This is a genomic window from Microbulbifer sp. TB1203, assembly GCF_030997045.1.
In the GTDB taxonomy this organism is placed as follows: domain Bacteria; phylum Pseudomonadota; class Gammaproteobacteria; order Pseudomonadales; family Cellvibrionaceae; genus Microbulbifer.
In genome coordinates this window covers 4,728,007-4,746,304 of sequence record NZ_CP116899.1, presented here as the reverse complement: position 1 = coordinate 4,746,304, position 18,298 = coordinate 4,728,007, and the positions used below count along the sequence as shown (strand labels likewise).

General features: G+C 61.7%; 20 protein-coding genes. 11 read left to right on the top strand and 9 right to left on the bottom strand.

The window, feature by feature from the left end; translation table 11 throughout:
• Nucleotides 1-9 precede the first annotated feature (9 nt).
• Nucleotides 10-1,023, top strand: coding sequence for a zinc-binding alcohol dehydrogenase family protein (locus PP263_RS20065; protein WP_308365806.1), 1,014 nt, complete (start codon nucleotides 10-12; stop codon nucleotides 1,021-1,023).
• A 184-nt stretch (nucleotides 1,024-1,207) separates the two neighbouring features.
• On the opposite strand, the gene PP263_RS20060 is transcribed toward PP263_RS20065, so the two are convergent.
• The 5 genes from PP263_RS20060 to PP263_RS20040 all read right to left on the bottom strand — a co-directional run bounded on the left by PP263_RS20060 (nucleotide 1,208) and on the right by PP263_RS20040 (nucleotide 6,451).
• The gene (locus tag PP263_RS20060; RefSeq protein ID WP_308365805.1) at nucleotides 1,208-1,528 is read right to left on the bottom strand and encodes a rhodanese-like domain-containing protein; all 321 of its coding nucleotides are present in this window, start codon (nucleotides 1,526-1,528) and stop codon (nucleotides 1,208-1,210) included.
• A 175-nt stretch (nucleotides 1,529-1,703) separates the two neighbouring features.
• Nucleotides 1,704-2,942 carry an MFS transporter gene (locus PP263_RS20055; protein ID WP_308365804.1) on the bottom strand — a complete coding sequence of 413 codons (1,239 nt, stop codon included), beginning with the start codon at nucleotides 2,940-2,942 and terminating at the stop codon, nucleotides 1,704-1,706.
• Between the two features lie 199 nt (nucleotides 2,943-3,141).
• Nucleotides 3,142-4,404 (bottom strand): SGNH/GDSL hydrolase family protein, encoded by a 1,263-nt coding sequence (locus tag PP263_RS20050; RefSeq protein ID WP_308365803.1) that lies wholly within the window; start codon nucleotides 4,402-4,404, stop codon nucleotides 3,142-3,144.
• A 22-nt stretch (nucleotides 4,405-4,426) separates the two neighbouring features.
• Nucleotides 4,427-5,221, bottom strand: a complete 795-nt coding sequence (locus tag PP263_RS20045; RefSeq protein WP_308365802.1) for an SDR family oxidoreductase — start codon at nucleotides 5,219-5,221, stop codon at nucleotides 4,427-4,429.
• A gap of 12 nt (nucleotides 5,222-5,233) precedes the next feature.
• Complete coding sequence (locus PP263_RS20040; RefSeq protein WP_308365800.1) at nucleotides 5,234-6,451, bottom strand: MFS transporter; 1,218 nt, start codon at nucleotides 6,449-6,451, stop codon at nucleotides 5,234-5,236.
• A gap of 105 nt (nucleotides 6,452-6,556) precedes the next feature.
• Here PP263_RS20040 and PP263_RS20035 point away from each other — a divergent pair, with 105 nt between their 5' ends.
• On the top strand, nucleotides 6,557-7,444 hold the full coding sequence (locus PP263_RS20035; protein WP_308365798.1) for a LysR family transcriptional regulator: 888 nt from the start codon (nucleotides 6,557-6,559) through the stop codon (nucleotides 7,442-7,444).
• A 1-nt stretch (nucleotide 7,445) separates the two neighbouring features.
• Nucleotides 7,446-7,787, top strand: coding sequence for a hypothetical protein (locus PP263_RS20030; protein ID WP_308365795.1), 342 nt, complete (start codon nucleotides 7,446-7,448; stop codon nucleotides 7,785-7,787).
• A 53-nt stretch (nucleotides 7,788-7,840) separates the two neighbouring features.
• Here the strand turns inward: PP263_RS20030 and PP263_RS20025 are convergent, their stop codons facing one another.
• The gene (locus PP263_RS20025) at nucleotides 7,841-8,254 is read right to left on the bottom strand and encodes a VOC family protein (RefSeq protein ID WP_308365793.1); all 414 of its coding nucleotides are present in this window, start codon (nucleotides 8,252-8,254) and stop codon (nucleotides 7,841-7,843) included.
• 246 nt (nucleotides 8,255-8,500) lie between these two features.
• On the opposite strand from PP263_RS20025, the gene nhaC reads away from it, so the two are divergent.
• The 4 genes from nhaC (at nucleotide 8,501) to PP263_RS20005 (ending at nucleotide 13,319) form a co-directional block, all read left to right on the top strand.
• Entirely contained in the window at nucleotides 8,501-9,961 is a 1,461-nt protein-coding gene (nhaC, locus tag PP263_RS20020) for a Na+/H+ antiporter NhaC (protein WP_308365791.1), read from the top strand.
• A 15-nt stretch (nucleotides 9,962-9,976) separates the two neighbouring features.
• Nucleotides 9,977-11,752 (top strand): DUF885 domain-containing protein, encoded by a 1,776-nt coding sequence (locus tag PP263_RS20015; protein ID WP_308365789.1) that lies wholly within the window; start codon nucleotides 9,977-9,979, stop codon nucleotides 11,750-11,752.
• 212 nt (nucleotides 11,753-11,964) lie between these two features.
• Nucleotides 11,965-12,648 (top strand): hypothetical protein, encoded by a 684-nt coding sequence (locus PP263_RS20010; RefSeq protein WP_308365787.1) that lies wholly within the window; start codon nucleotides 11,965-11,967, stop codon nucleotides 12,646-12,648.
• 173 nt (nucleotides 12,649-12,821) lie between these two features.
• A complete protein-coding gene (locus tag PP263_RS20005) occupies nucleotides 12,822-13,319 on the top strand; it encodes a hypothetical protein (RefSeq protein WP_308365786.1) in 498 nt (165 codons plus the stop codon).
• A 21-nt stretch (nucleotides 13,320-13,340) separates the two neighbouring features.
• Here the strand turns inward: PP263_RS20005 and PP263_RS20000 are convergent, their stop codons facing one another.
• Nucleotides 13,341-13,781, bottom strand: a complete 441-nt coding sequence (locus PP263_RS20000; protein ID WP_374693679.1) for a helix-turn-helix domain-containing protein — start codon at nucleotides 13,779-13,781, stop codon at nucleotides 13,341-13,343.
• Between the two features lie 76 nt (nucleotides 13,782-13,857).
• Here PP263_RS20000 and PP263_RS19995 point away from each other — a divergent pair, with 76 nt between their 5' ends.
• Together PP263_RS19995 and PP263_RS19990 are read left to right on the top strand one after the other, a co-directional pair.
• On the top strand, nucleotides 13,858-14,718 hold the full coding sequence (locus PP263_RS19995; protein ID WP_308365784.1) for a methyltransferase domain-containing protein: 861 nt from the start codon (nucleotides 13,858-13,860) through the stop codon (nucleotides 14,716-14,718).
• Entirely contained in the window at nucleotides 14,711-15,232 is a 522-nt protein-coding gene (locus PP263_RS19990; protein ID WP_308365782.1) for a DUF2938 domain-containing protein, read from the top strand. The genes PP263_RS19995 and PP263_RS19990 overlap by 8 nt, the downstream gene beginning before the upstream one ends.
• Here PP263_RS19990 and PP263_RS19985 read toward each other — a convergent pair.
• Nucleotides 15,229-16,077: an N-acyl homoserine lactonase family protein gene (locus PP263_RS19985; protein ID WP_308365781.1), complete on the bottom strand. Its 849-nt coding sequence runs from the start codon at nucleotides 16,075-16,077 to the stop codon at nucleotides 15,229-15,231. The two genes, PP263_RS19990 and PP263_RS19985, sit on opposite strands and share 4 nt — an antisense overlap.
• Nucleotides 16,078-16,196: 119 nt before the next feature.
• Between PP263_RS19985 and PP263_RS19980 the strand changes: the two genes are divergently transcribed.
• Both PP263_RS19980 and PP263_RS19975 read left to right on the top strand, forming a co-directional pair.
• A complete protein-coding gene (locus PP263_RS19980; protein WP_308365780.1) occupies nucleotides 16,197-17,105 on the top strand; it encodes a LysR substrate-binding domain-containing protein in 909 nt (302 codons plus the stop codon).
• 178 nt (nucleotides 17,106-17,283) lie between these two features.
• The gene (locus tag PP263_RS19975) at nucleotides 17,284-17,754 is read left to right on the top strand and encodes an NIPSNAP family protein (protein WP_308365779.1); all 471 of its coding nucleotides are present in this window, start codon (nucleotides 17,284-17,286) and stop codon (nucleotides 17,752-17,754) included.
• Between the two features lie 140 nt (nucleotides 17,755-17,894).
• Here PP263_RS19975 and PP263_RS19970 read toward each other — a convergent pair whose 3' ends face one another.
• On the bottom strand, nucleotides 17,895-18,236 hold the full coding sequence (locus PP263_RS19970; RefSeq protein ID WP_308365778.1) for a zinc ribbon domain-containing protein YjdM: 342 nt from the start codon (nucleotides 18,234-18,236) through the stop codon (nucleotides 17,895-17,897).
• Between the last annotated feature and the right edge of the window lie 62 nt (nucleotides 18,237-18,298).

Genomic DNA, 18,298 nt, shown 5'->3' with positions numbered 1-18,298 from the left:
AGAAACCCAATGAAAGCGATCGGCTACTACAACTCCCTGCCCGTCGACGACGAGCAGTCCCTAGTCGGCCTGGAACTGCCCAGGCCCTCACCGGGGCCGCGGGATATTCTGGTCAAGATTGAGGCAGTGTCGGTCAACCCGGTGGACACCAAGGTGCGCGCCAATGCCGCGCCGCCGGAGGGCAACGCGCGCATCCTCGGCTTCGACGCCGCCGGCACGGTCGAGGAAGTGGGCGCCGAAGTGATGCTGTTCAAAAAGGGGGATCAGGTCTTCTACGCTGGCGCCATCGACCGGCCCGGCAGCAACAGTGAATACCAACTGGTGGACGAGCGCATCGCCGCGCGCAAGCCGGAATCCCTGTCTTTCGCCGAGGCCGCCGCCCTGCCGCTGACTTCCATCACCGCCTGGGAACTGCTATTCGACCGGCTCCGCGTCCCCTACGGCATAAAAACCCAAAACGATGCCCTGCTGATTATCAACGGCGCCGGCGGGGTCGGTTCCATCCTGACCCAGCTCGCCCGCCGACTGACCGGCCTCACGGTGATCGCCACCGCCTCGCGCCCGGAAACCGTCGCCTGGTGCCAGTCCATGGGCGCGCACCATGTGATCAATCACCACAACCCGCTGGATCGCGAGCTGAAGGAAATCGGCATTCCCCGGGTGCGCTATGTCGCCTCCCTAACCGGCACCGAACAGCACCTGCCGGCCATCATCGAACTGCTCGAACCCCTGGGCGCTATGGCGGTGATCGACGATCCGGCGACGCTGGATATCAAGCCCTTCAAGAGCAAAGGCCTGTCCGTGCACTGGGAATATATGTTTGCCCGGCCGGTTTATCAGACAGCGGATATGATCGAGCAACATCGCCTACTCAGCGAGGTCGCCGCGCTGGTGGACGCCGGCGTGCTGAAGACCACGCTGAAGGAAGAGCTCGGCACCATCAATGCCGCCAACTTGCGCAGGGCACACGGGAAGCAGGAGAGCGGGCGCTGTATCGGCAAGAATGTGCTGGCCGGCTTCTGAGTCACCAGCGCTGCCCGCGGCAGAAATTTTTCCTCTGAATTTTTGGGGCCGGTGTGAATAAGGCCGGCCCCGTCACGAATAGAAAGGGCAGGTATCCGAAGTGCGCTTCTTCAATGGTGATTGAGCGAGACTGCCGCTGGGCCTATCCGGTCAGGCAACCTGCTTATCCGGACAGTGAAATTATTTAGTGGTGGTGTTCCATCCAGTCTTCCGTACCGCCCTCATAGTCGAGGACATGACGAAACCCGGCCTTGTCCAGTTTTTTGGCGGCTTCCGGCGAAGCAGGGCAGTCGAAGTTCGCACAATACACTACCACTTCACGGTCCTTGCCACCGGCGACTTTTTCCACTGTTTCGACGAAGTCCTCGCTGTCTTGGGGAATGTTGATGGAAGTGCGGATATGTTCCTTTTTGAATTCTTCCCGGGGAAGGACATTGATAAGCACAAAATCCTCCTTTTGGGTTTCATTCATACGTTCCAGATCCTCACGGGTGATGGCCTTCATAAGTTGCTCCTTTGACTGTTTTAGTCCCGCCGGCAATGGAGCCGGCACCTGATCCAACATCGCTCCGCTGAACAGAGTTGGTAAATCAGTGTGGCACAGGCTCTCTTTCCCGCAGGGCTTCTAACGTCTTTCCTTGCTACCGGGACAAGATGCAGCGCCTGTTGGCCACGGCCGATCAACCGCTCACCGGCACCACCCCGCCGCCACGTTTTTCCACCCAGCGCCCGGCAAAAAACACCAGCAGGCCGCCGAGAGCCAATACCGTGCCCACCAGCCCGGTGGAGGACCAGGCGAAACCGGCCTTCACCGTCACACCGGCCAGCCAGGCGCCCAGCGCGTTGGCCAGGTTAAAGGCTGCATGATTGAGAGAGGCGGCCAGGGTCTGGCCACCCTCGGCCACGTCCATCAGCCGCGTCTGCAGCGGCGCGCCCAGGGCCATGCTGGTCCCCACCAGGCCGACGAACAACATCCCCAGCCACAGGGTATTGGCGGCGAAGTAAAACAGCCCCTGCACCGCGGCGCACCAGATCAGAATCAGCGGAATCGCACGCAGCAGATCCCAGTCCGCCACCCGCGCGCCGATCAGATTGCCGAGGATCCCGCCCACTCCGAACAGCGCCAGTACCAGCGGCCCGAGGGACTCGGCCATACCCGCCTGCTCGGTGAGGGTCGGCATCACATAGCTGAAAATAGCGAACATGCCCCCGAAGCCGACCCCGGCAATCCCCAGAGTAAACAGTACCCGGTGCTTGAGCAGCGCCGACAGCTCGCGCAGCGGACTGGCCTCCGGGTCCTGAGGCTGCACCGGCACAAAGCACCACACCAGCAGCGCGGTGAGCAGCGCTATGGCACCCACCGCAGTGAAGGCCAGCTGCCAGCCGAACAGGTTGCCGGCCCAGGTGCCCAGTGGCGCGCCGATCAGAATCGCCACCGTCAGGCCGCTCATCACCCGCGCCACCGCCCGCGCCCGCTGGTGCGGCGCCACCGCCGCCGCGGCGACCAGCGCGGCCACGCCGAAATAGGCCCCATGGGGCAGGCCGGCGACGAAACGCAGCGCCACGAAGGACCAGAAGCCCGGCGCCAGCGCGCTGGCGATATTGCCCAGGGCGAAGACAATCATCAGAACAATCAGCAGCGCCCGCCTCGGCACTCGCGCGGCCAGCACGGAAATAATCGGCGCGCCCACCACCACCCCCAGGGCATAGCTGCTGATCGCATAGCCCACATCCGGTGGCGCAACGCTCAGATCGGTGGCCACCCGGTTCAGCAGGCCCATAATCACAAATTCACTGGTGCCGATACCGAAACCGCCCAGGGCCAGGGCGAATTCGGCCAGCCCGGAACGGGAGGCGGCGCCGGAACGCTCGTCGAGCGCGACGGGTATAGCGGGAATAGCGGGAGACGGGGAGGACATCTGGAATTCCTTACATCGGAGTGAACAACGGCGAAAAGCGCGGACCCAATTCCGCAACATTCTTGCGATATTTGTGCCAGCCTGTCATCACCCCCCAACAGGAGGGGATGAGCTGCTCGATTGGGGGGGCGGGAAATTACCACGTCGCAAACAGAGACGGGAGAGCCTTCGTCTGTTTTTGTCCGGTGTGGCGTTTTTGTTACAGCAGCCGAAGGTCGATCGACTCCGCCATCGCCCGGTACCCCTCGTCTCCCGGATGCAGGTGGTCGCCGGAGTCATAGGCGGGCAGGAAACGGGAGGGGCGCTTCGGGTCCCTGGTTATCGCATCGAAATCGATCACCCCGTCGAACTCCCCGGAACTGCGAATCCAATGGTTGACCGCCCGCCGCACCTTTTCTTTTTCCGCGGAGTAGTAACCCGCCATCGGGGACTGGTCCAGGGCGCCCTCGAAGGGCGTCAGGGTGGCGCCGATAATCCGCACACCGCGAATATGTGTCCGGGTAATCAACTGCCGATAGGCGGCGATCAACCGCTCCGCAGCGGGAACTTTTTTCTCCGGCGCCAGTGCCGAGCCCGGCCAGCCGATATCGTTGATTCCCATCAGAACAATAACGGTCTCTACACCCGGCTGGGCCAATACGTCCCGCTCGAAACGGGCCAGGGCATTCTCTCCCATAATGTTGTCGAGCAGGCGCGCGCCGGAAATGCCCCCGTTGACCACCGCGATATTTTTCTCCGTCAGGCGCGCGGCGAGAAAATCCGGCCAGCGGTGGTTGGCGTTCAGGCTGGAGGCATTGCCATCGGTGATTGAATCGCCGAAAGCCACCACCGTGCGCGCTTCCTCAGCAGCATCCACCAGGATGCCGCTGAGGAAAATCCGCGTATTGGTCGTTTCCGGGGCTTCTATCTCTTGAGCGTCCACTTGGTTGCCCGCACCGATATAGGCAGTCTGCAACCCGTCCCAATGAAAGGTTTCCGGCGGCGTCGGCTCGGGCAGGAAGACACTGATCGCGAGTTGCTGCAGTGGCGTCACCGCCAGCTCCACCGGGTCGCTGACCACTTCGGCACCCGCCGGAATCATCGGCGACTTGTCACCGGAAAATGCCAACGCGTGACCAGAGCCGGGGACAACCTCCGATTCATCGCCGGCCAGCGCCAGGTGTGCGGCACCGATGCGCAGGGGCCGGGAACCGTACTTGTTGGACAGCACCACCCGCACCCTCTCGCCGCCAATGCTAACCCGCGCCACCTGGCGCAGAGTCTGGTTCCACAGGTGGAAGGGGGTATTGGTGGGCAGGGCGAAGTCGCCGTTCCAGCGCGGCTGCGGGCTGGCGGTCCAGGTGGCAATCCAGTTTCCTTCGCTTTCCCCTGAGGCCTGCGCCAGCGATACGGCAAAAAACATCCAGACCAGGAGCAGGCCAAGAAAACGGCGCTGCGGGGCACTGTGTTTATTAAATTCCATCAAATATTCTCCGTTGTCATTGTCAGGCGATGGTCTCCACCACGCCCCCGTCCACCCGCAGGGCCGCACCGGTGGTGGCGGAAGCCTGGGGCGAGACCGCGTAAACCACCATGTTCGCCACCTCCTCTACCGTCGCCGGACGCTGGATAATGGAACTGGAGCGCTCCTCTTTCACGAAGTTCACACCGGCTTCCTCGATCGACACGCCGGCCATTTTCGCATCCTCCTCCAGCATTTCCCCAACGCCTTCGGACAATGTCGGTCCCGGCAGTACCGCGTTCACGGTCACCCCGGTGCCGGCTAAGCGTTTGGCGAGGCCGCGGGAAACGGCCAGGTTGGCGGTTTTGGTAAAACCGTAGTGGATCATGTCCCCGGGAATATTCAGCGCCGATTCCGACGAGAGGAAAATCACCCGTCCCCAGTTCTTTTCCAGCATCCCCGGCAGATAGGCCCGGGACAGGCGCACCCCGGAGAGCACATTCACTTCGAAAAAGCGCGTCCACTCCTCGTCGGGTATTTCGAAAAAATCCTGCAGCTGGTAGATACCCAGGTTGTTGACCAGAATATCCGCCGTGGGCTCGGCCTTGACCAGCGCCGCACAACCGTCTGCGGTGCCCAGGTCGGCGGCCACACCGCGCACCTCGGCATCGGGAAAATCCTTCTTCAGCGTGGCGACCGCGTCGTCCACTCCCGGCTGATTGCGGCCGTTGATCACCACCGCGGCGCCGCATTCGGCAAGGCCCCAGGCAATGGCAAAGCCGATACCCAGGGTGGAGCCGGATACAACGGCGGTTTTTCCGGAAAGATCGATTTTCATAAAAGCTCCTATTCAGTTCTTATCCGCATGGACAGGTTGAGTAGTAATTACCGGTGATTTTTCCAGCCGCAAGCTCCACAGCGCGGTAACAGTGGCGGCCAGCGGCACCAGCGCGGCCACCCAGGCGAGCGCGTGCAACCCCAGGTTGGAATCGATCACCGCGCCGCCCAACCAGGCGCCGATGGCGTTGCCCAGATTGAACGCGGCGATATTGAAACTGGAAGCCAGGTTCTGGCCGGCCCCCTCGGCTTTGGACAGCACCCACATCTGCAGCGGCGGCACGGTGGCGAAGGCGGCGGCACCCAATAGGCCAACAGAAATCACTGCGAAAATTTTGCTGTGCACGGCAAAAGTCATCAGACCCAACACCGCCGCCAGCACCAGCAGGCTGCCGATAACCGAGGGCACCAGCCAGCGATCCGCCAGACGCCCGCCGAGCAGGTTGCCGGCGATCAGCCCGGCGCCGAACACCAGCAGGATCGGCGACACTGCTGCGTCGGCAAAACCGCTGATCTGCGTGAGGATGGGAGCAATATAGGTGAACACCACGAACATGCTGCCGAAGCCCAGCACTGTGGTCAGCAGACCCAGCAACACCGGCGCCCGCACCAGTGCGCGGAGGTCAGCGCGCCAGTCCGGCGCCGGAGGTGCGGACCGGTCCCCCGGTACAAACAGCGCGATCACCGCCAGGGCCATCAGTCCCACCAGGGTTACCGCCCAGAAGGTGGCGCGCCAGTTGAACGCCTGCCCCAGCCAGGTACCGAAGGGCACGCCGAGAATGTTTGCCACCGTCAGGCCGGTGAACATGATTGCGATCGCCGAGGCTTTTCTTTCCGGTGCCACCAGGCCGGTGGCGACAATGGAGCCCACACCGAAAAATGTGCCGTGGGCAAAGGCGGTCACCACCCGCGCCAGCATCAGGATTTCGTAGCCGGGTGCCAGGGCGCAGGCGGCATTGCCCAGGGTGAAAACCGCCATTAGCACCAGCAGCGTACGTTTGTGCGGCCAGACGGCGGTCAGCGCGGTCATCAGCGGCGCCCCCAAAACCACCCCCAGAGCGTAGCCGGAAATCAGCATGCCGGCTGCGGGAATGGACACCGACAAGTCGGTGCTCATTTCCAGCAACAGGCCCATAATCACAAATTCGGTGACGCCGATACCGAAGGCGCCGGCGGTGAGCGCCAGCAGTGCCAACGGCAGGCGCGGGGCCTTGCCGACAGCTTCAATCATAGTTTGCTCCTTCTCATGGGTGACTCGATGCGCACTATTGTGATGTCGCGGGACGGAGCTGATAATTAGCGCAATCTATAAAACACTTTCAAACAAAATTTGAAGATGTCCAATCTCAACGACCTGCGCTTGTTTGTCGAAGCCGCCCGGCTGGGCTCACTGAGCGCCGCCGCGCGCAGCCTGGAGCGAACCCCGGCGGCGGCCAGCGCGAGCCTCAAGCGGCTGGAAAAGGAGTTGAAGGTGCGCCTGGTGGAGCGCAATACCCGCAGCCTGCGCCTCACCGCGGAGGGACTGCTGTTTCGCGAGCGGGTCGCCCCCGCGCTGGCGCTGCTGGAAGACGCCCGGCAGTCGGTGCACCGCGACTGCGCCGACGTCAGCGGCGAGATACGCCTGACCGCGCCGGTGGACTTTGCCCGCCAGTGGCTGCGTCCGCTGACGGACGAATTCCAGGTTCTGCACCCGCAGGTGCGCTTCACCCTGCTGGTCGGCGACACGATGCGCGACCTGGTTTCGGAACCCCTTGATCTCGCCCTGCGCTACGGCGAACTGCCGGACTCGGCGCTGGTGGCGCGCCGCGTGATGGCCAACCGCCGCTTGGTGGTGGGCGCCCCGGAATATTTTGAACGGCACGGCCGGCCAAGCCATCCCCAGGACCTGCTTGCCCACAACTGTGTCATCTACCTGAGTCAGGGCCAGCCCTATCGCCGCTGGCTTTTCCAGCGTCGCAGCGAAACCGTGGTGGTGGAAGTGAGCGGCGACCGCATCTGCAACGACGGCGCACTGGTGCGCGAGTGGGTGCTGGACGGCGCCGGCCTGGCCTATAAAAGCGAGCTGGATGTGCGCGGGGATATCGAGGCCGGCAGGCTGGAGCCGGCGTTCAGAGACTGGCAGGGCAGCTCAGCACCGCTGAATGCGGTGTATCCCGGTACGGGGCCCAGACCGGTGCGGGTGCGGCGGTTTGTGGAGTTTTTAACGGATCGTTTGGGAGAGTAAAGTGAAATTCTGGCGCTGGGAGAAAGGCAGGCAGAATACCGGCTACGAGAAATTACTTCTTCTGGCGGCACGCTGGCCAATCCCCTTTGACCTCTACCTGCTGCGATTCAGGGAAGGGATATGTATTCCACCGCACACGGATCCTGTGAAATCCGGAAGACACTACCGGCTCAATATCGTGGTTAAGAAAGCGAAGGCAGGTGGAGAGTTTTTATGTGACTCGCCGATCTATGAAAGCCCGCGAATAAAATATTTCCACCCGGATATATCTGAGCACTCCGTCAGCAAAGTGCAATCGGGCACACGGTATGTGCTCAGCCTCGGCTGGGTTCGCCGAAGCTGAGGACCTTTCCCGGCAGAACTCCTGCCTGCAGGAAAGGTTTCGTAAGCCGCCGGTCAACCGGCCTGTTGCAGCGCAGCGGGGTCCATCCACACAACTTCCCAGATATGGCCGTCCAGGTCCCGAAAAGCGCGGCCGTACATAAAACCGTGGTCTTCAGGCTCTCTGAACGCGCTGCCGCCCGCTGCGGTGGCTTTACTGATCAATGCATCGACCTCTTCCCGGCTGTCAGCGGACAGGCAGATCAGCACCTCAGTGCTCTTGCCCGTGTCACAGATCTCCATACCCGGCGTAAAGCTGCTGAACTTCTCACGGGTGAGCAGCATGACGAAAATACTGTCGCTGATAACCATGCAGGTTGCAGTTTCGTCGGTAAACTGGGCATTGAAGTCGAATCCGAGCCGGGAAAAGAACTCGATGGATTTTCCCAGGTCAGCGACGGGCAGGTTTACAAAAATCTTTTTGGACATCTCTATTTCTCCGTTGAGGTCGGTATTTGTTTGAGTTTGTACCCCCTAGTCGGACAGACGGGTCCGCAATCGACATAGCAGAAAGATTTTTCCCGCCGGGAACCCGGGGCCGCTTTCCTCGTATCCGCCCATCCCAAACCGGTTGACACCTCCCAACATTGTTCCTATTGTGCTTAACAAATAGTTATTTTGCATGCAAAGTAATACACAATAAAAACAATCAGTTGCTGCTCCGGAGAACCCACTATGATGCTCCCGTCATCATCGGCGCAAGCCCGCCTGCCCAGTGGCCTGGAGGTCGCCGCCCTCACCGTCGCGTTGATCGCCACCATCTACGTCTTCCTGAACCTGCTGGCGCTGCCGATCCAACTGGCGCTGTTCACTGCCTGGTTTATCGCCATCGCCCTGGGCCTGCGCCTCGGTCACAGCTATGCGGCACTGCAGCGGGGCCTGATCGACGGTATACACAGCGGCATGGAGGCGGTGCTGGTGCTGATCGCCGTGGGCGCGCTGATCGGCAGTTGGATACTGGGCGGCATAGTGCCCAGTATCATCTACTACGGCCTGTCGCTGATGAGCCCGCAGTTGTTCCTGCCCGCGGCCTTCCTGATCTGCGCCGTCACCTCCCTGGCCACCGGTACTTCCTTCGGCACCGCCGGCACTGCGGGTATCGCGATGATCGGTATCGGCCACAGCTTCGGCATGCCGTTGCCGCTGGTGGCGGGCGCGGTTATTTCCGGCGCTTACGTGGGAGACAAGTTATCGCCCCTGTCCGACACCACGGTGATGACCGCCTCCCTGTGCAAGGTGGACCTGGTGGAGCACATCAAGTCCATGCTCTGGGTGAGCGCGCCGGCCGCCGCCGGCGCTGCTCTGCTGTTCCTCGCCGCGGGGCTCTTCTATACCGCCGGCGACGCCGACACCGCGCGCGCCGATGAGGTCATGGCCGCATTGCAGAAACAGTTCAATATCGGCTGGCCGATGCTGCTGCCGCTGGCGGCGGTGATCGGCCTGCTGCTGAAACGCTACCCCTCGATACCGGTGATCAGTTTCGGCGCCGCCCTCGGTGCCGTCTGGGCCGTGCTCTTCCAGCAGGAACCGCCCCTCGACGCGATCAACAGCACCTACTACGGCAGCGCGCTGCACTCGGAAACGGAATTCCTCGACACCCTGCTCAACCGCGGCGGCATCGAGTCCATGCTCGGGGTCATAGTACTGATCCTGTTCGCCCTCGGCCTCGGCGGTCTGATGAAGCAGATAGGCCTGCTGGAGGTGATCTGCCGGCGCTTCCTGCACTGGGCCGACAGCCCGGGGCGCCTGACCCTGTCCACTTTGCTCGGCGGCTTCTTCGGCAACTTTTTCGGTGGCGCAGCCTATGTCTCGCTGATCACCGCCAGCACCCTCACAGAACAGAACTACCTGCGCCAGGGCATAGACCGCCGCGTGCTGTCCCGCAACACCGAGGCCGGCGGCACCATTACCACGCCCATGGTGCCCTGGTCCGATGGTGGTGTGTTTATGGCCACCACCCTCGGCGTCGGCACCCTGCACTACCTGCCCTTTCTCTGGTACCACCTGCTGGTGCTGGCCCTGTCCGCCCTTTACGGCTACACGGGTATCGCGATCTGGCGCGGCGGGGCAGATGAAGCGAAACCGGTAACCCCACGCACGGCGCCCCTGTACGGGCGCGATATCAGGCCAAACTAAAAAGGAGAAGAAAGAATGTACAGACTCCGTCTCTGCCTGGCCCTGCTCCCACTGCTGTTCCACAGCCTGAGCACCGCGGCACCGGCCATGGAACTCCAGCAGATCATCGACGGCTGGTACGAATACGAACTGCAGAACGACCCGGCCCGGGCTTACAGCATTGGACGCGAAGTGGAGGACGACAGGCGCCTACCGGACGTGAGCGCCGCGGCGCAGCAACAGCGCCTGCAAAAAGCCCAGGCCACCATCGAAAAATTGCGCCGCCTCGACAGCGAGTCCCTCGACAAACAACAGCGCATCAGCCGCGATATCCTGGAATACGAACTGCAGAACACCATCGCCAACCTTCGGTTCGGTGCTTACCAGATTCCTTTCACCTCCGATTCCGGCTTCCTGGTAGGTCTCGCCTTCCTGCCGCGCAACCTGCCGTTTCGCAACACCACCGACTATGAATACTACCTGCAGACCCTGGAGGGGATTCCAGCCTATATCCGGCAGAACATCGCCAATATGCGCGACGGTCTGAAGCGCGGCTTCACCATGCCCGCGACCGTGCTCGAAGGCTACGAGGACAGTATCCGCGCGCATATCGTCGAGGACCCGCGGCAGAGCGTCTACTACACGCCGCTGCAAAAGTTTCCCGCAAACGTAACCGCGGCCGTCCGCGAGCGCTTGCAAAAGCGCGCACGCAAAATCATTGCGGAAAAAGTGGTACCCGCACACAGCACCTACGAAAAATTCTTGCTGGAAGAATACAAACCCGGCGCCCGCAAAAGCATCGCCGCCACCGAACTGCCGGACGGCCGCGACTACTACGAACAGCAGGTGCGCTACTACACCAGCCTGGATATCGGGCCCGAGGAAGTGCACGGGATCGGATTGGGGGAGGTGGCGCGCATCCGCGCGGAAATGCAGAAAATCATCGATGACCTCGGCTTCGAGGGCAGCTTCGCCGACTTCCTGCAATTCCTGCGCACGGACTCGCGCTTCTACGCCGAAACTACCGAGGAACTGCTGAAAGAAGCCGCCTACATCGCCAAGCGCATGGACGGCAAACTGCCGTCCCTGTTCGGCCGCCTGCCGCGCCAGCCCTACACGGTGGAACCGGTGCCGGACGCCATAGCCCCGCGCTACACCGGCGGCCGCTACGTTGAGGCGCCGATCGGAAGTTCGCGGCCCGGCGCCTACTGGGTCAACACCTACGCCCTGGACAAACGGCCGCTCTACGTGCTGGAAGCGCTTACCTTTCACGAGGCCGTTCCGGGCCACCACCTGCAGGTGGCCCTTACCCAGGAACTGGAAGCGCTGCCGGAATTCCGCCGCAACCTGTATATCTCCGCTTTCGGCGAGGGCTGGGGGCTATATAGCGAATACCTGGGCGAGGAAGCCGGTTTCTACCGCGACCCCTACAGCCGCTTCGGCCGCCTCACCTACGAAATGTGGCGCGCCGTGCGCCTGGTGGTGGACACCGGCATGCACTCAATGGGCTGGAGCAAGGAGCGCGCGATCCGGATGATGGAGGATAATACCGCCCTGTCGAAACACGAAGTGCGCACCGAGATAAACCGCTACATCTCCTGGCCCGGCCAGGCCCTGTCCTACAAGATGGGCGAGCTGACCATACTCCATTTTCGCGCCAAGGCGGAACAGGCGCTGGGGGAAAATTTCGACCTCCGCGAATTTCACGACCGGGTGCTCGGCAACGGCGCGGTGCCACTGCGTATTCTGGAAGGCGAAATAGACGAATATATTGCCGAGCGATCTCGGGCGCTGCAGGCGAGAAACCAGTAGGCCCGACTTTCCATAAGCAGCCTCACTTTGCGGGTCTTCTCACCGGTATCCATACCGGCGGAAGTTATTCTGCCCGGGCGATAGCCCCGGGATGGCCACACCTTCGCCGGAGAGCCAACTCGCAGGCTAGGCCCACCCCCCAAAACCGTCTTATTGACAAAGTCGAAGTGATGTGATTCAGTCGTTCCCAGTTTCGAAACCGGGAACGACCAATGAAATCCCAAGACAGCCTGTTGCTGCTCTTCTACGTGGGGGCACTGCTGAGGCACCCGAAAGCCCGGGCACTTCCCTTCGCCGGACGTCCCCCTGAGGAGGCCCGGGAAGGGCCCGCTCCCGTCTATCCCGACGCAATCACTCTTCCGGAGAGTGATTACTCGCTGGCGCAAGTCGGCAGCGTTTTACACATCAGCAAGGCCGAACTACACCGCAGCCACAATCGCCTGCAAGATGCCGCGCTGCTGAAACTCGTCGACAAAAGGCCGCCCGCGACCGGGCAGTGGATCAATTTTCCCAACGCCAAGGAGTGGATTCTCTACGGTATCCGCTATGCACACCCCGCCCGGCGTGAGGGATTCGGTATCGGATTGCCCACCGGCTTCAACTGTCCGCTGCTGAAAGACCTGCCTCTGCTGCCGCCGGAACCCGCCAATGTGCTGGCAGGCCCCTCCAGCCCGGCTGCCGAGGAACGGGAGGGAGTAATCATCAACCCGCTGGACAAGCGCATTGCCCGCGGCCTGGAACTGTCCCCCGAACTCTACCTGCTGCTCGCCCTTGTCGACGCCATACGCATCGGCGGCCCGCGCGAGCTGCGCTATGCCAGGGAGGCACTGGAAGGGAAACTGATGAACGGCGCCAATATCCAGGAGCGGGCTTATCGTGATGATCAGAAATATTGAAATCATCGCCTTGGTGGCGAAGCGCCTCGGGAACCTGAACAACCAAGTTGTCTATCTGGGCGGCGCCACAACGGCGCTGATGGTGCCCGAGGGGTTTTCGAGGAGCAGTAAGGCAGACGAAGGACGTCGACATCATTGTCGATGTGGCGGCAATCGGGGAATACCACCGCCTTGTGGAAAAAATCCGCCGGGTCGGATTCACTGAGGATACCGGCGCAAAGGCACCGATATGCCGCTACCGCGCCACGGATATGCCCGATCTCCTGCTTGACGTCATGCCTACGGGCCCCAATATTTTAGGCTTCAGCAATCGTTGGTACCCACAGGCACTGGCCACTGCCAAGCCGTACAAAGTGAAGGGAGAAACGATCCAGCTGGTAATCCCAGGCTACTTTCTCGCAACGAAATTCGAGGCTTGGCTCGGTCGCGGCAATAGCGATATTTTTGCTCACGATATGGAAGATATCGTATTTGTGCTCGAGCACCGGCCCACAATAGCCGAAGAGCTGGAGCATGCTCCCCCGGAACTCAAAACCTACCTCGGTGAGCAGTCGGCACACCTACTGGCAACGCAGGTCGAATACTACCTGGAAGGAATGACCGATTCCCGCGCCGGCGCACGCAATGTCCTCAATAATCTCGTTCGCATGCGTCAGTTCGCCGGGAGGTAAACCTATTTCACCTTCGCCGGATTAACGGTTCCGCGGCGGCTGCGGAGCCCTCTTTCCCCGCGCGCCAATAGCCCCGGACGCGGCGGCCCGCAGGATGCGGCGGAAAGTTGGGCATTCCATATGGCTGGGCGCGGGGCAGGCGGCGGCGTGACGCAGGCCGTCGCGCATGGCGCTCAACTTGCGGATGGTCCCGTCCAGCTCCTCGGCCTTGTCCGAGAGCATCCGCCGGTCGATGCTCGGCCGTCCGTCCGGTGCAAACATCAGCGCTATCTCGTCGAGGGAAAAGCCGGCGTCGCGCCCCAGGGCGATCAGCGCCAGCCGCTCCAGCACGCCGGGATCGAACAGGCGGCGCAGCCCCCGCCTGCCGACGGAGGTGATCAGCCCCTTTTCCTCGTAGAAGCGCAGCGTCGAGGCGGGCATGCCGGACCGCTGCGCCACCTCCGCGATATCCAGGTCTCTCATCGTGTTGACCTCAAGTCGACTTGAAGTGGCACAGTGCAGCTTTTCGGCTCTTGAAAGCAAGCAAAAGGAGGCAATCATGGATGTCGATGACGAACAGGCAAAGCTTTGGAACGGCCCCGCAGGGCACGCCTGGGTCGAGTTGCAGGTGCTGCTCGACCGGGTGCTCAAGCCCTTCGAAGACCTGCTCGCCGGGGCGGCTTCCGCCGCGTCCGGGACGAATGTGCTCGACGTTGGCTGCGGCACCGGCAGCACGACCCTGGCCGCCGCGCGGGCGCTGGGAGCGAAGGGCCGCTGCACCGGCATCGATATTTCTCAGCCGATGATCGCCGCCGCCCAGGCCCGCGCGGAACGGGAAAGTTCGACGGCGCGTTTCATCTGCGCCGACGCGCAGACCCACCCTTTCGAGCCCGAGGGCTTCGACATGATTATTTCGCGTTTCGGAGTGATGTTTTTCGACGATCCCGTACGGGCCTTTGCCAACCTGCATCACGCCGCAAGGGACGGTGCCGAACTCCGTTTTATCGCCTGGCGGAGCGCCGGGGAAAACCCGTTTATGACGACGGCCGAGCGCGCCGCGACACCGCTGCTGCCGGACCTGCCCGCCCGCCAGACAGATGCCCCGGGGCAATTCGCCTTCGCGGACCGGCACCGGGTTGGCGCCATCCTGGAGGAGAGCGGCTGGGCCGATATCGACATCCGGCCGATCGATGTGGCCTGCACCCTGCCCGGGAAGGAACTGGTCCCTTACCTGAGCCGGCTCGGTCCCGTCGGCCTGGTCCTGCGGGAAACGGACGAGCGAACCCGCGCCAGGGTCATCGAAAGGGTCCGCGCAGCCTTCAATCCCTATGTATACGGTGCTGAAGTCCGCTTTACCGCCGCCTGCTGGATGGTCTGTGCCCGGGCGCCAGCCGCATCAGAGGGGGCGGCCAATGGCTGAGAAGTTGGACTACCTGATATCTGCCCTTATGGTCGGAGCGGGCGCGACGGCGGTAATGGATATTGGGGCAGTGGCCCGCCAGCGGCTATTTGGCATTCCCCCGTTGGACTACGCCCTGGTCGGCCGTTGGCTCGTCTACCTGGCTCGCGGGCGTTTTCGCCACAAGTCCATTGCCGCCTCACCGCCTGTGATGGGCGAGCGTCCGTTCGGGTGGATCGCCCATTACCTGATCGGCATCACTTTCGCGGCCGCTCTGCTGGGTATCTGGGAACTCGATTGGGTCTGCCGCCCGACGATCGGCCCCGCGCTGATCGTCGGGATCGGCAGCGTGGCGGCCCCCTTCCTGCTGATCCAGCCGGGCATGGGCGCCGGCGTCGCCGCCAGCCGCACACCACATCCCGCCAAAGCCCGCCTGCAGAGTCTCCTGACGCACGGAATTTTCGGACTCGGGCTTTACGCAGCCGGCTGGGCTACAAGTCTGCTGACCACGCTTTTGGGGCGGAATTTTTGTTAATCCAGGTACGCGGGAAACTCCGGCAGTGCGGCGAAATCCTCTGGCGCGTGCTGAATCACGAGCCGCGCCTTGTGTTTTTCGATCAGTTTGCCGATCCGCGCGAAAGAGGCGAGCGTCTCCGCGCGGCTGGTATTGATCGCCGGAATTCGCCCGTGACGAAAATTGTCGCGGGTGTGATAGAGATCCCCGGACAGGATCAGCGTGCCCGCCTTGGCCAACTGCAGCATCAGCACCTGGTGACCCGGCGTGTGGCCGGGCGCGCGCAGTATGCGCACGGAGCCATCGCCGAACACGTCGTGATCCAGGTCGAGCAGTTGCCTGTTCTTGCCGTCGATCACTTTCAGACTGTCCGGGTTCACGCCGAAAGGTGTCGGCGAACCCAGCGCCCAGTCCGCACCGCGGCGGTTGAGCAGAAAAGTGGAATTCGCAAACAGCGACGCGTTGTTGGTGTGATCGAAATGGAAATGTGAGAAAGACACAAACTCTATATCTACCGGCACCAGCTTCAGCTGTTGCAGCTGTGCGCGCAGGGAAACCGGAACCCTGGCGGTAATGCCCTCGGCGATCTCGACTCCGCCGGCCTGCCCCGCCAGGTGATCCCCCAACCCGGTATCCCAGATCAGGTCGCCCTTCGGGTGCCGCACCAGAAAGCAGGGCACCGCCATGTGGCCGGGGGTACCTGCGTAGGCGTCAGTGTCTTCGAACAGCGCCATGCTCTCCAGGGAGAGCGAACCGCAGTCCATTGCGTAGAGACGAAGGCTGGAAGACGCCGCCGAGGCCGGCAGGGAAATTAACAACGAAAGCGCAAAGAAGAAAAACAACTGGGAAATTACCGGGTAGTGCATGAAACCTCCAAACCTGTGCTCGGGCTCGATAAGGATTCCCAGAGTACCGTTGATTAACGCTCCCCAGTTGCGATACTTTTTCTCATCATTGTTTCCAAAATTTCCACAATGAGGCTTTTATGGCGGATCACCTGACGGGTATCTCAGTCTTTGTGGAGGCGGTGGAGGCGGGTAGCTTCTCGGCCGCCGCCGAGCGCCTGCACCTCTCCCGCTCCGCGGTGGCCAAGACCATCGCGCGGCTGGAAGAACGGCTCGGTACCCGCCTGTTCCATCGCACCACCCGCAGCCAGTCGCTCACCACAGAGGGACAACTGTACTACGAGCACTGCAAACAGGCACTGCAGGAACTTCGCGCCGGCGAAGCCCTGCTCGAATCCGGCAGGAAGACAGTGAGCGGCCGCCTGCGGGTCAGCATGCCGGTACTCTTCGGCCGCTACTGTGTGGCCCCGGTGCTTACGGAACTCGCCAGGCGGCACCCGGAATTGGCACTGGAGCTGTCGTTCAGCGACCGCAATGTGGCATTGATCGAAGACGGCTTCGATCTCGCTGTGCGCAGCGGCCGCCTGGCCGGCGAGGGGCTGGTCAGCCGCAGAATCGCACGGCACCGTATGAGCCTCTGCGCCGCCCCCGCTTACCTGGAGGAGCGCGGCACGCCAGACACACTCGATGATCTCCGCTCCCACGACCGCATTGTCTACCAGAACGCCGGACGCCGGCGCAGCTGGCTGTTCCCGCGGGAAAACGATAGGCCGATGGAGATAGAGCCGGAGGCTCGACTGTACTTCGACGACCTGGAAGCCATCGCCGACGCGGCCGCCACCGGCATGGGGCTCGCCTGGCTGCCCTCCTGGCTGATTCAGCCGCGCCTGCAGACGGGGACACTGGTGCCGGTGCTGGAGAAGGTTCCCCCGTTTACCATCGACATCCACGCACTCTGGCCGCAGACACCGCGCTTGCCTTACCGCATCCGGGTGGCCATCGACGCGCTGGTGGAAGCCCTCCCGGGCTACGCGGCAACGACCATCTGAACTGCCATCATTTTCAACCTCCCGATCGACCTTTGCGGCTCGTGTGGAATGCCATGAAATAGCAATATTTCATGCGGCCAGTTACTGCCAGAGGGAGATGAATCGACAACGGGAGGGAAACATTCTGCAGTAGGATATTGTCAGCGCAAAAACTATGACAACCACCGAGGAATATGCCATGGAATCAAAAAATAAGGCAAACGCAGGACTCTCCCTTTTAATCCTGTGCATTCTTTGCCTCGCAGCCGCAGCCCCCGCAGTACAGGCAAAGGCCGACAACGGGGCGGCTCCCCTTATTGAAAAGCCCCCGGTAGTCCACCAACTGCGTATCTACGAAATACCCAGGGAGAACAAGGACGTCTTCCACGACCGCTTTCACAAGCACGCGATGCGGATCATGGACAAATACGATTTCAATATCGTCTCCATATGGGAGACCGAATACGACCAAAAAACCGAGTTCGCCTATCTTCTCGAATGGCCGGACGAGAAAACCATGAAAGCGCAGTGGGAGAAATTTATGGCAGACCAGGAGTGGAAGGATATCAAGAAAAAAACCGGCAAGGCCCACGGGCGCTTTGTGAACGCCATCGAAGACCGAAAACTGACCCTCACCAGCTACTCTCCCAGTAAGGTTCTGAAACACTAAGTTAAGCAGTTTTTACTCGCGTAGGGTGGATAAGCGAAGCGCATCCGTCCTATAAAAATACGCGGGCACCGCTAATACGCAAAAGCCCCGGATCGACCGGGGCTTTTGTTTGACAGCGGGACTATCACCAGTTGCGCTTATCAAGCTTTTTTCACAAACTCCGACTTCAGTTTCATTGGACCGATACCGTCGATCTTGCAGTCGATATCATGGTCGCCCTCCACCAGGCGGATGTTCTTGACCTTGGTGCCCACCTTGACCACCGATGACGAACCCTTCACTTTCAGGTCCTTAATAACGGTAACGGTATCGCCATCCTGCAGCAGATTGCCGTGCGCATCCTTGAACACCTTGCCGCCCTCGGCTTCCTCCGGTGCGGCGTCCTTGGACCACTCGTGGGCGCACTCGGGACAGACGTAGTTTACGCCGTCGTCGTAGGTGTATTCGGAACCGCAGCTGGGGCAGTTGGGCAGATCGCTCATGGCGGAATCCTGGTAAATCACTCACAAAGAGCAGGGATTTTACACTATCCCACCGGTTCCCA

Excerpts from the sequence above, each read along its gene's own strand:
- PP263_RS20065 (WP_308365806.1), top strand. The coding sequence starts at position 10 with ATGAAAGCGATCGGCTACTACAACTCCCTGCCCGTCGACGACGAGCAG.
- PP263_RS20060 (WP_308365805.1), bottom strand. The coding sequence starts at position 1,528 with ATGAAGGCCATCACCCGTGAGGATCTGGAACGTATGAATGAAACCCAA.
- PP263_RS20055 (WP_308365804.1), bottom strand. The coding sequence starts at position 2,942 with ATGTCCTCCCCGTCTCCCGCTATTCCCGCTATACCCGTCGCGCTCGAC.
- PP263_RS20050 (WP_308365803.1), bottom strand. The coding sequence starts at position 4,404 with ATGGAATTTAATAAACACAGTGCCCCGCAGCGCCGTTTTCTTGGCCTG.
- PP263_RS20045 (WP_308365802.1), bottom strand. The coding sequence starts at position 5,221 with ATGAAAATCGATCTTTCCGGAAAAACCGCCGTTGTATCCGGCTCCACC.
- PP263_RS20040 (WP_308365800.1), bottom strand. The coding sequence starts at position 6,451 with ATGATTGAAGCTGTCGGCAAGGCCCCGCGCCTGCCGTTGGCACTGCTG.
- PP263_RS20035 (WP_308365798.1), top strand. The coding sequence starts at position 6,557 with ATGTCCAATCTCAACGACCTGCGCTTGTTTGTCGAAGCCGCCCGGCTG.
- PP263_RS20025 (WP_308365793.1), bottom strand. The coding sequence starts at position 8,254 with ATGTCCAAAAAGATTTTTGTAAACCTGCCCGTCGCTGACCTGGGAAAA.
- nhaC (WP_308365791.1), top strand. The coding sequence starts at position 8,501 with ATGATGCTCCCGTCATCATCGGCGCAAGCCCGCCTGCCCAGTGGCCTG.
- PP263_RS20015 (WP_308365789.1), top strand. The coding sequence starts at position 9,977 with ATGTACAGACTCCGTCTCTGCCTGGCCCTGCTCCCACTGCTGTTCCAC.
- PP263_RS20010 (WP_308365787.1), top strand. The coding sequence starts at position 11,965 with ATGAAATCCCAAGACAGCCTGTTGCTGCTCTTCTACGTGGGGGCACTG.
- PP263_RS20000 (WP_374693679.1), bottom strand. The coding sequence starts at position 13,781 with ATGAGAGACCTGGATATCGCGGAGGTGGCGCAGCGGTCCGGCATGCCC.
- PP263_RS19995 (WP_308365784.1), top strand. The coding sequence starts at position 13,858 with ATGGATGTCGATGACGAACAGGCAAAGCTTTGGAACGGCCCCGCAGGG.
- PP263_RS19990 (WP_308365782.1), top strand. The coding sequence starts at position 14,711 with ATGGCTGAGAAGTTGGACTACCTGATATCTGCCCTTATGGTCGGAGCG.
- PP263_RS19985 (WP_308365781.1), bottom strand. The coding sequence starts at position 16,077 with ATGCACTACCCGGTAATTTCCCAGTTGTTTTTCTTCTTTGCGCTTTCG.
- PP263_RS19980 (WP_308365780.1), top strand. The coding sequence starts at position 16,197 with ATGGCGGATCACCTGACGGGTATCTCAGTCTTTGTGGAGGCGGTGGAG.
- PP263_RS19975 (WP_308365779.1), top strand. The coding sequence starts at position 17,284 with ATGGAATCAAAAAATAAGGCAAACGCAGGACTCTCCCTTTTAATCCTG.
- PP263_RS19970 (WP_308365778.1), bottom strand. The coding sequence starts at position 18,236 with ATGAGCGATCTGCCCAACTGCCCCAGCTGCGGTTCCGAATACACCTAC.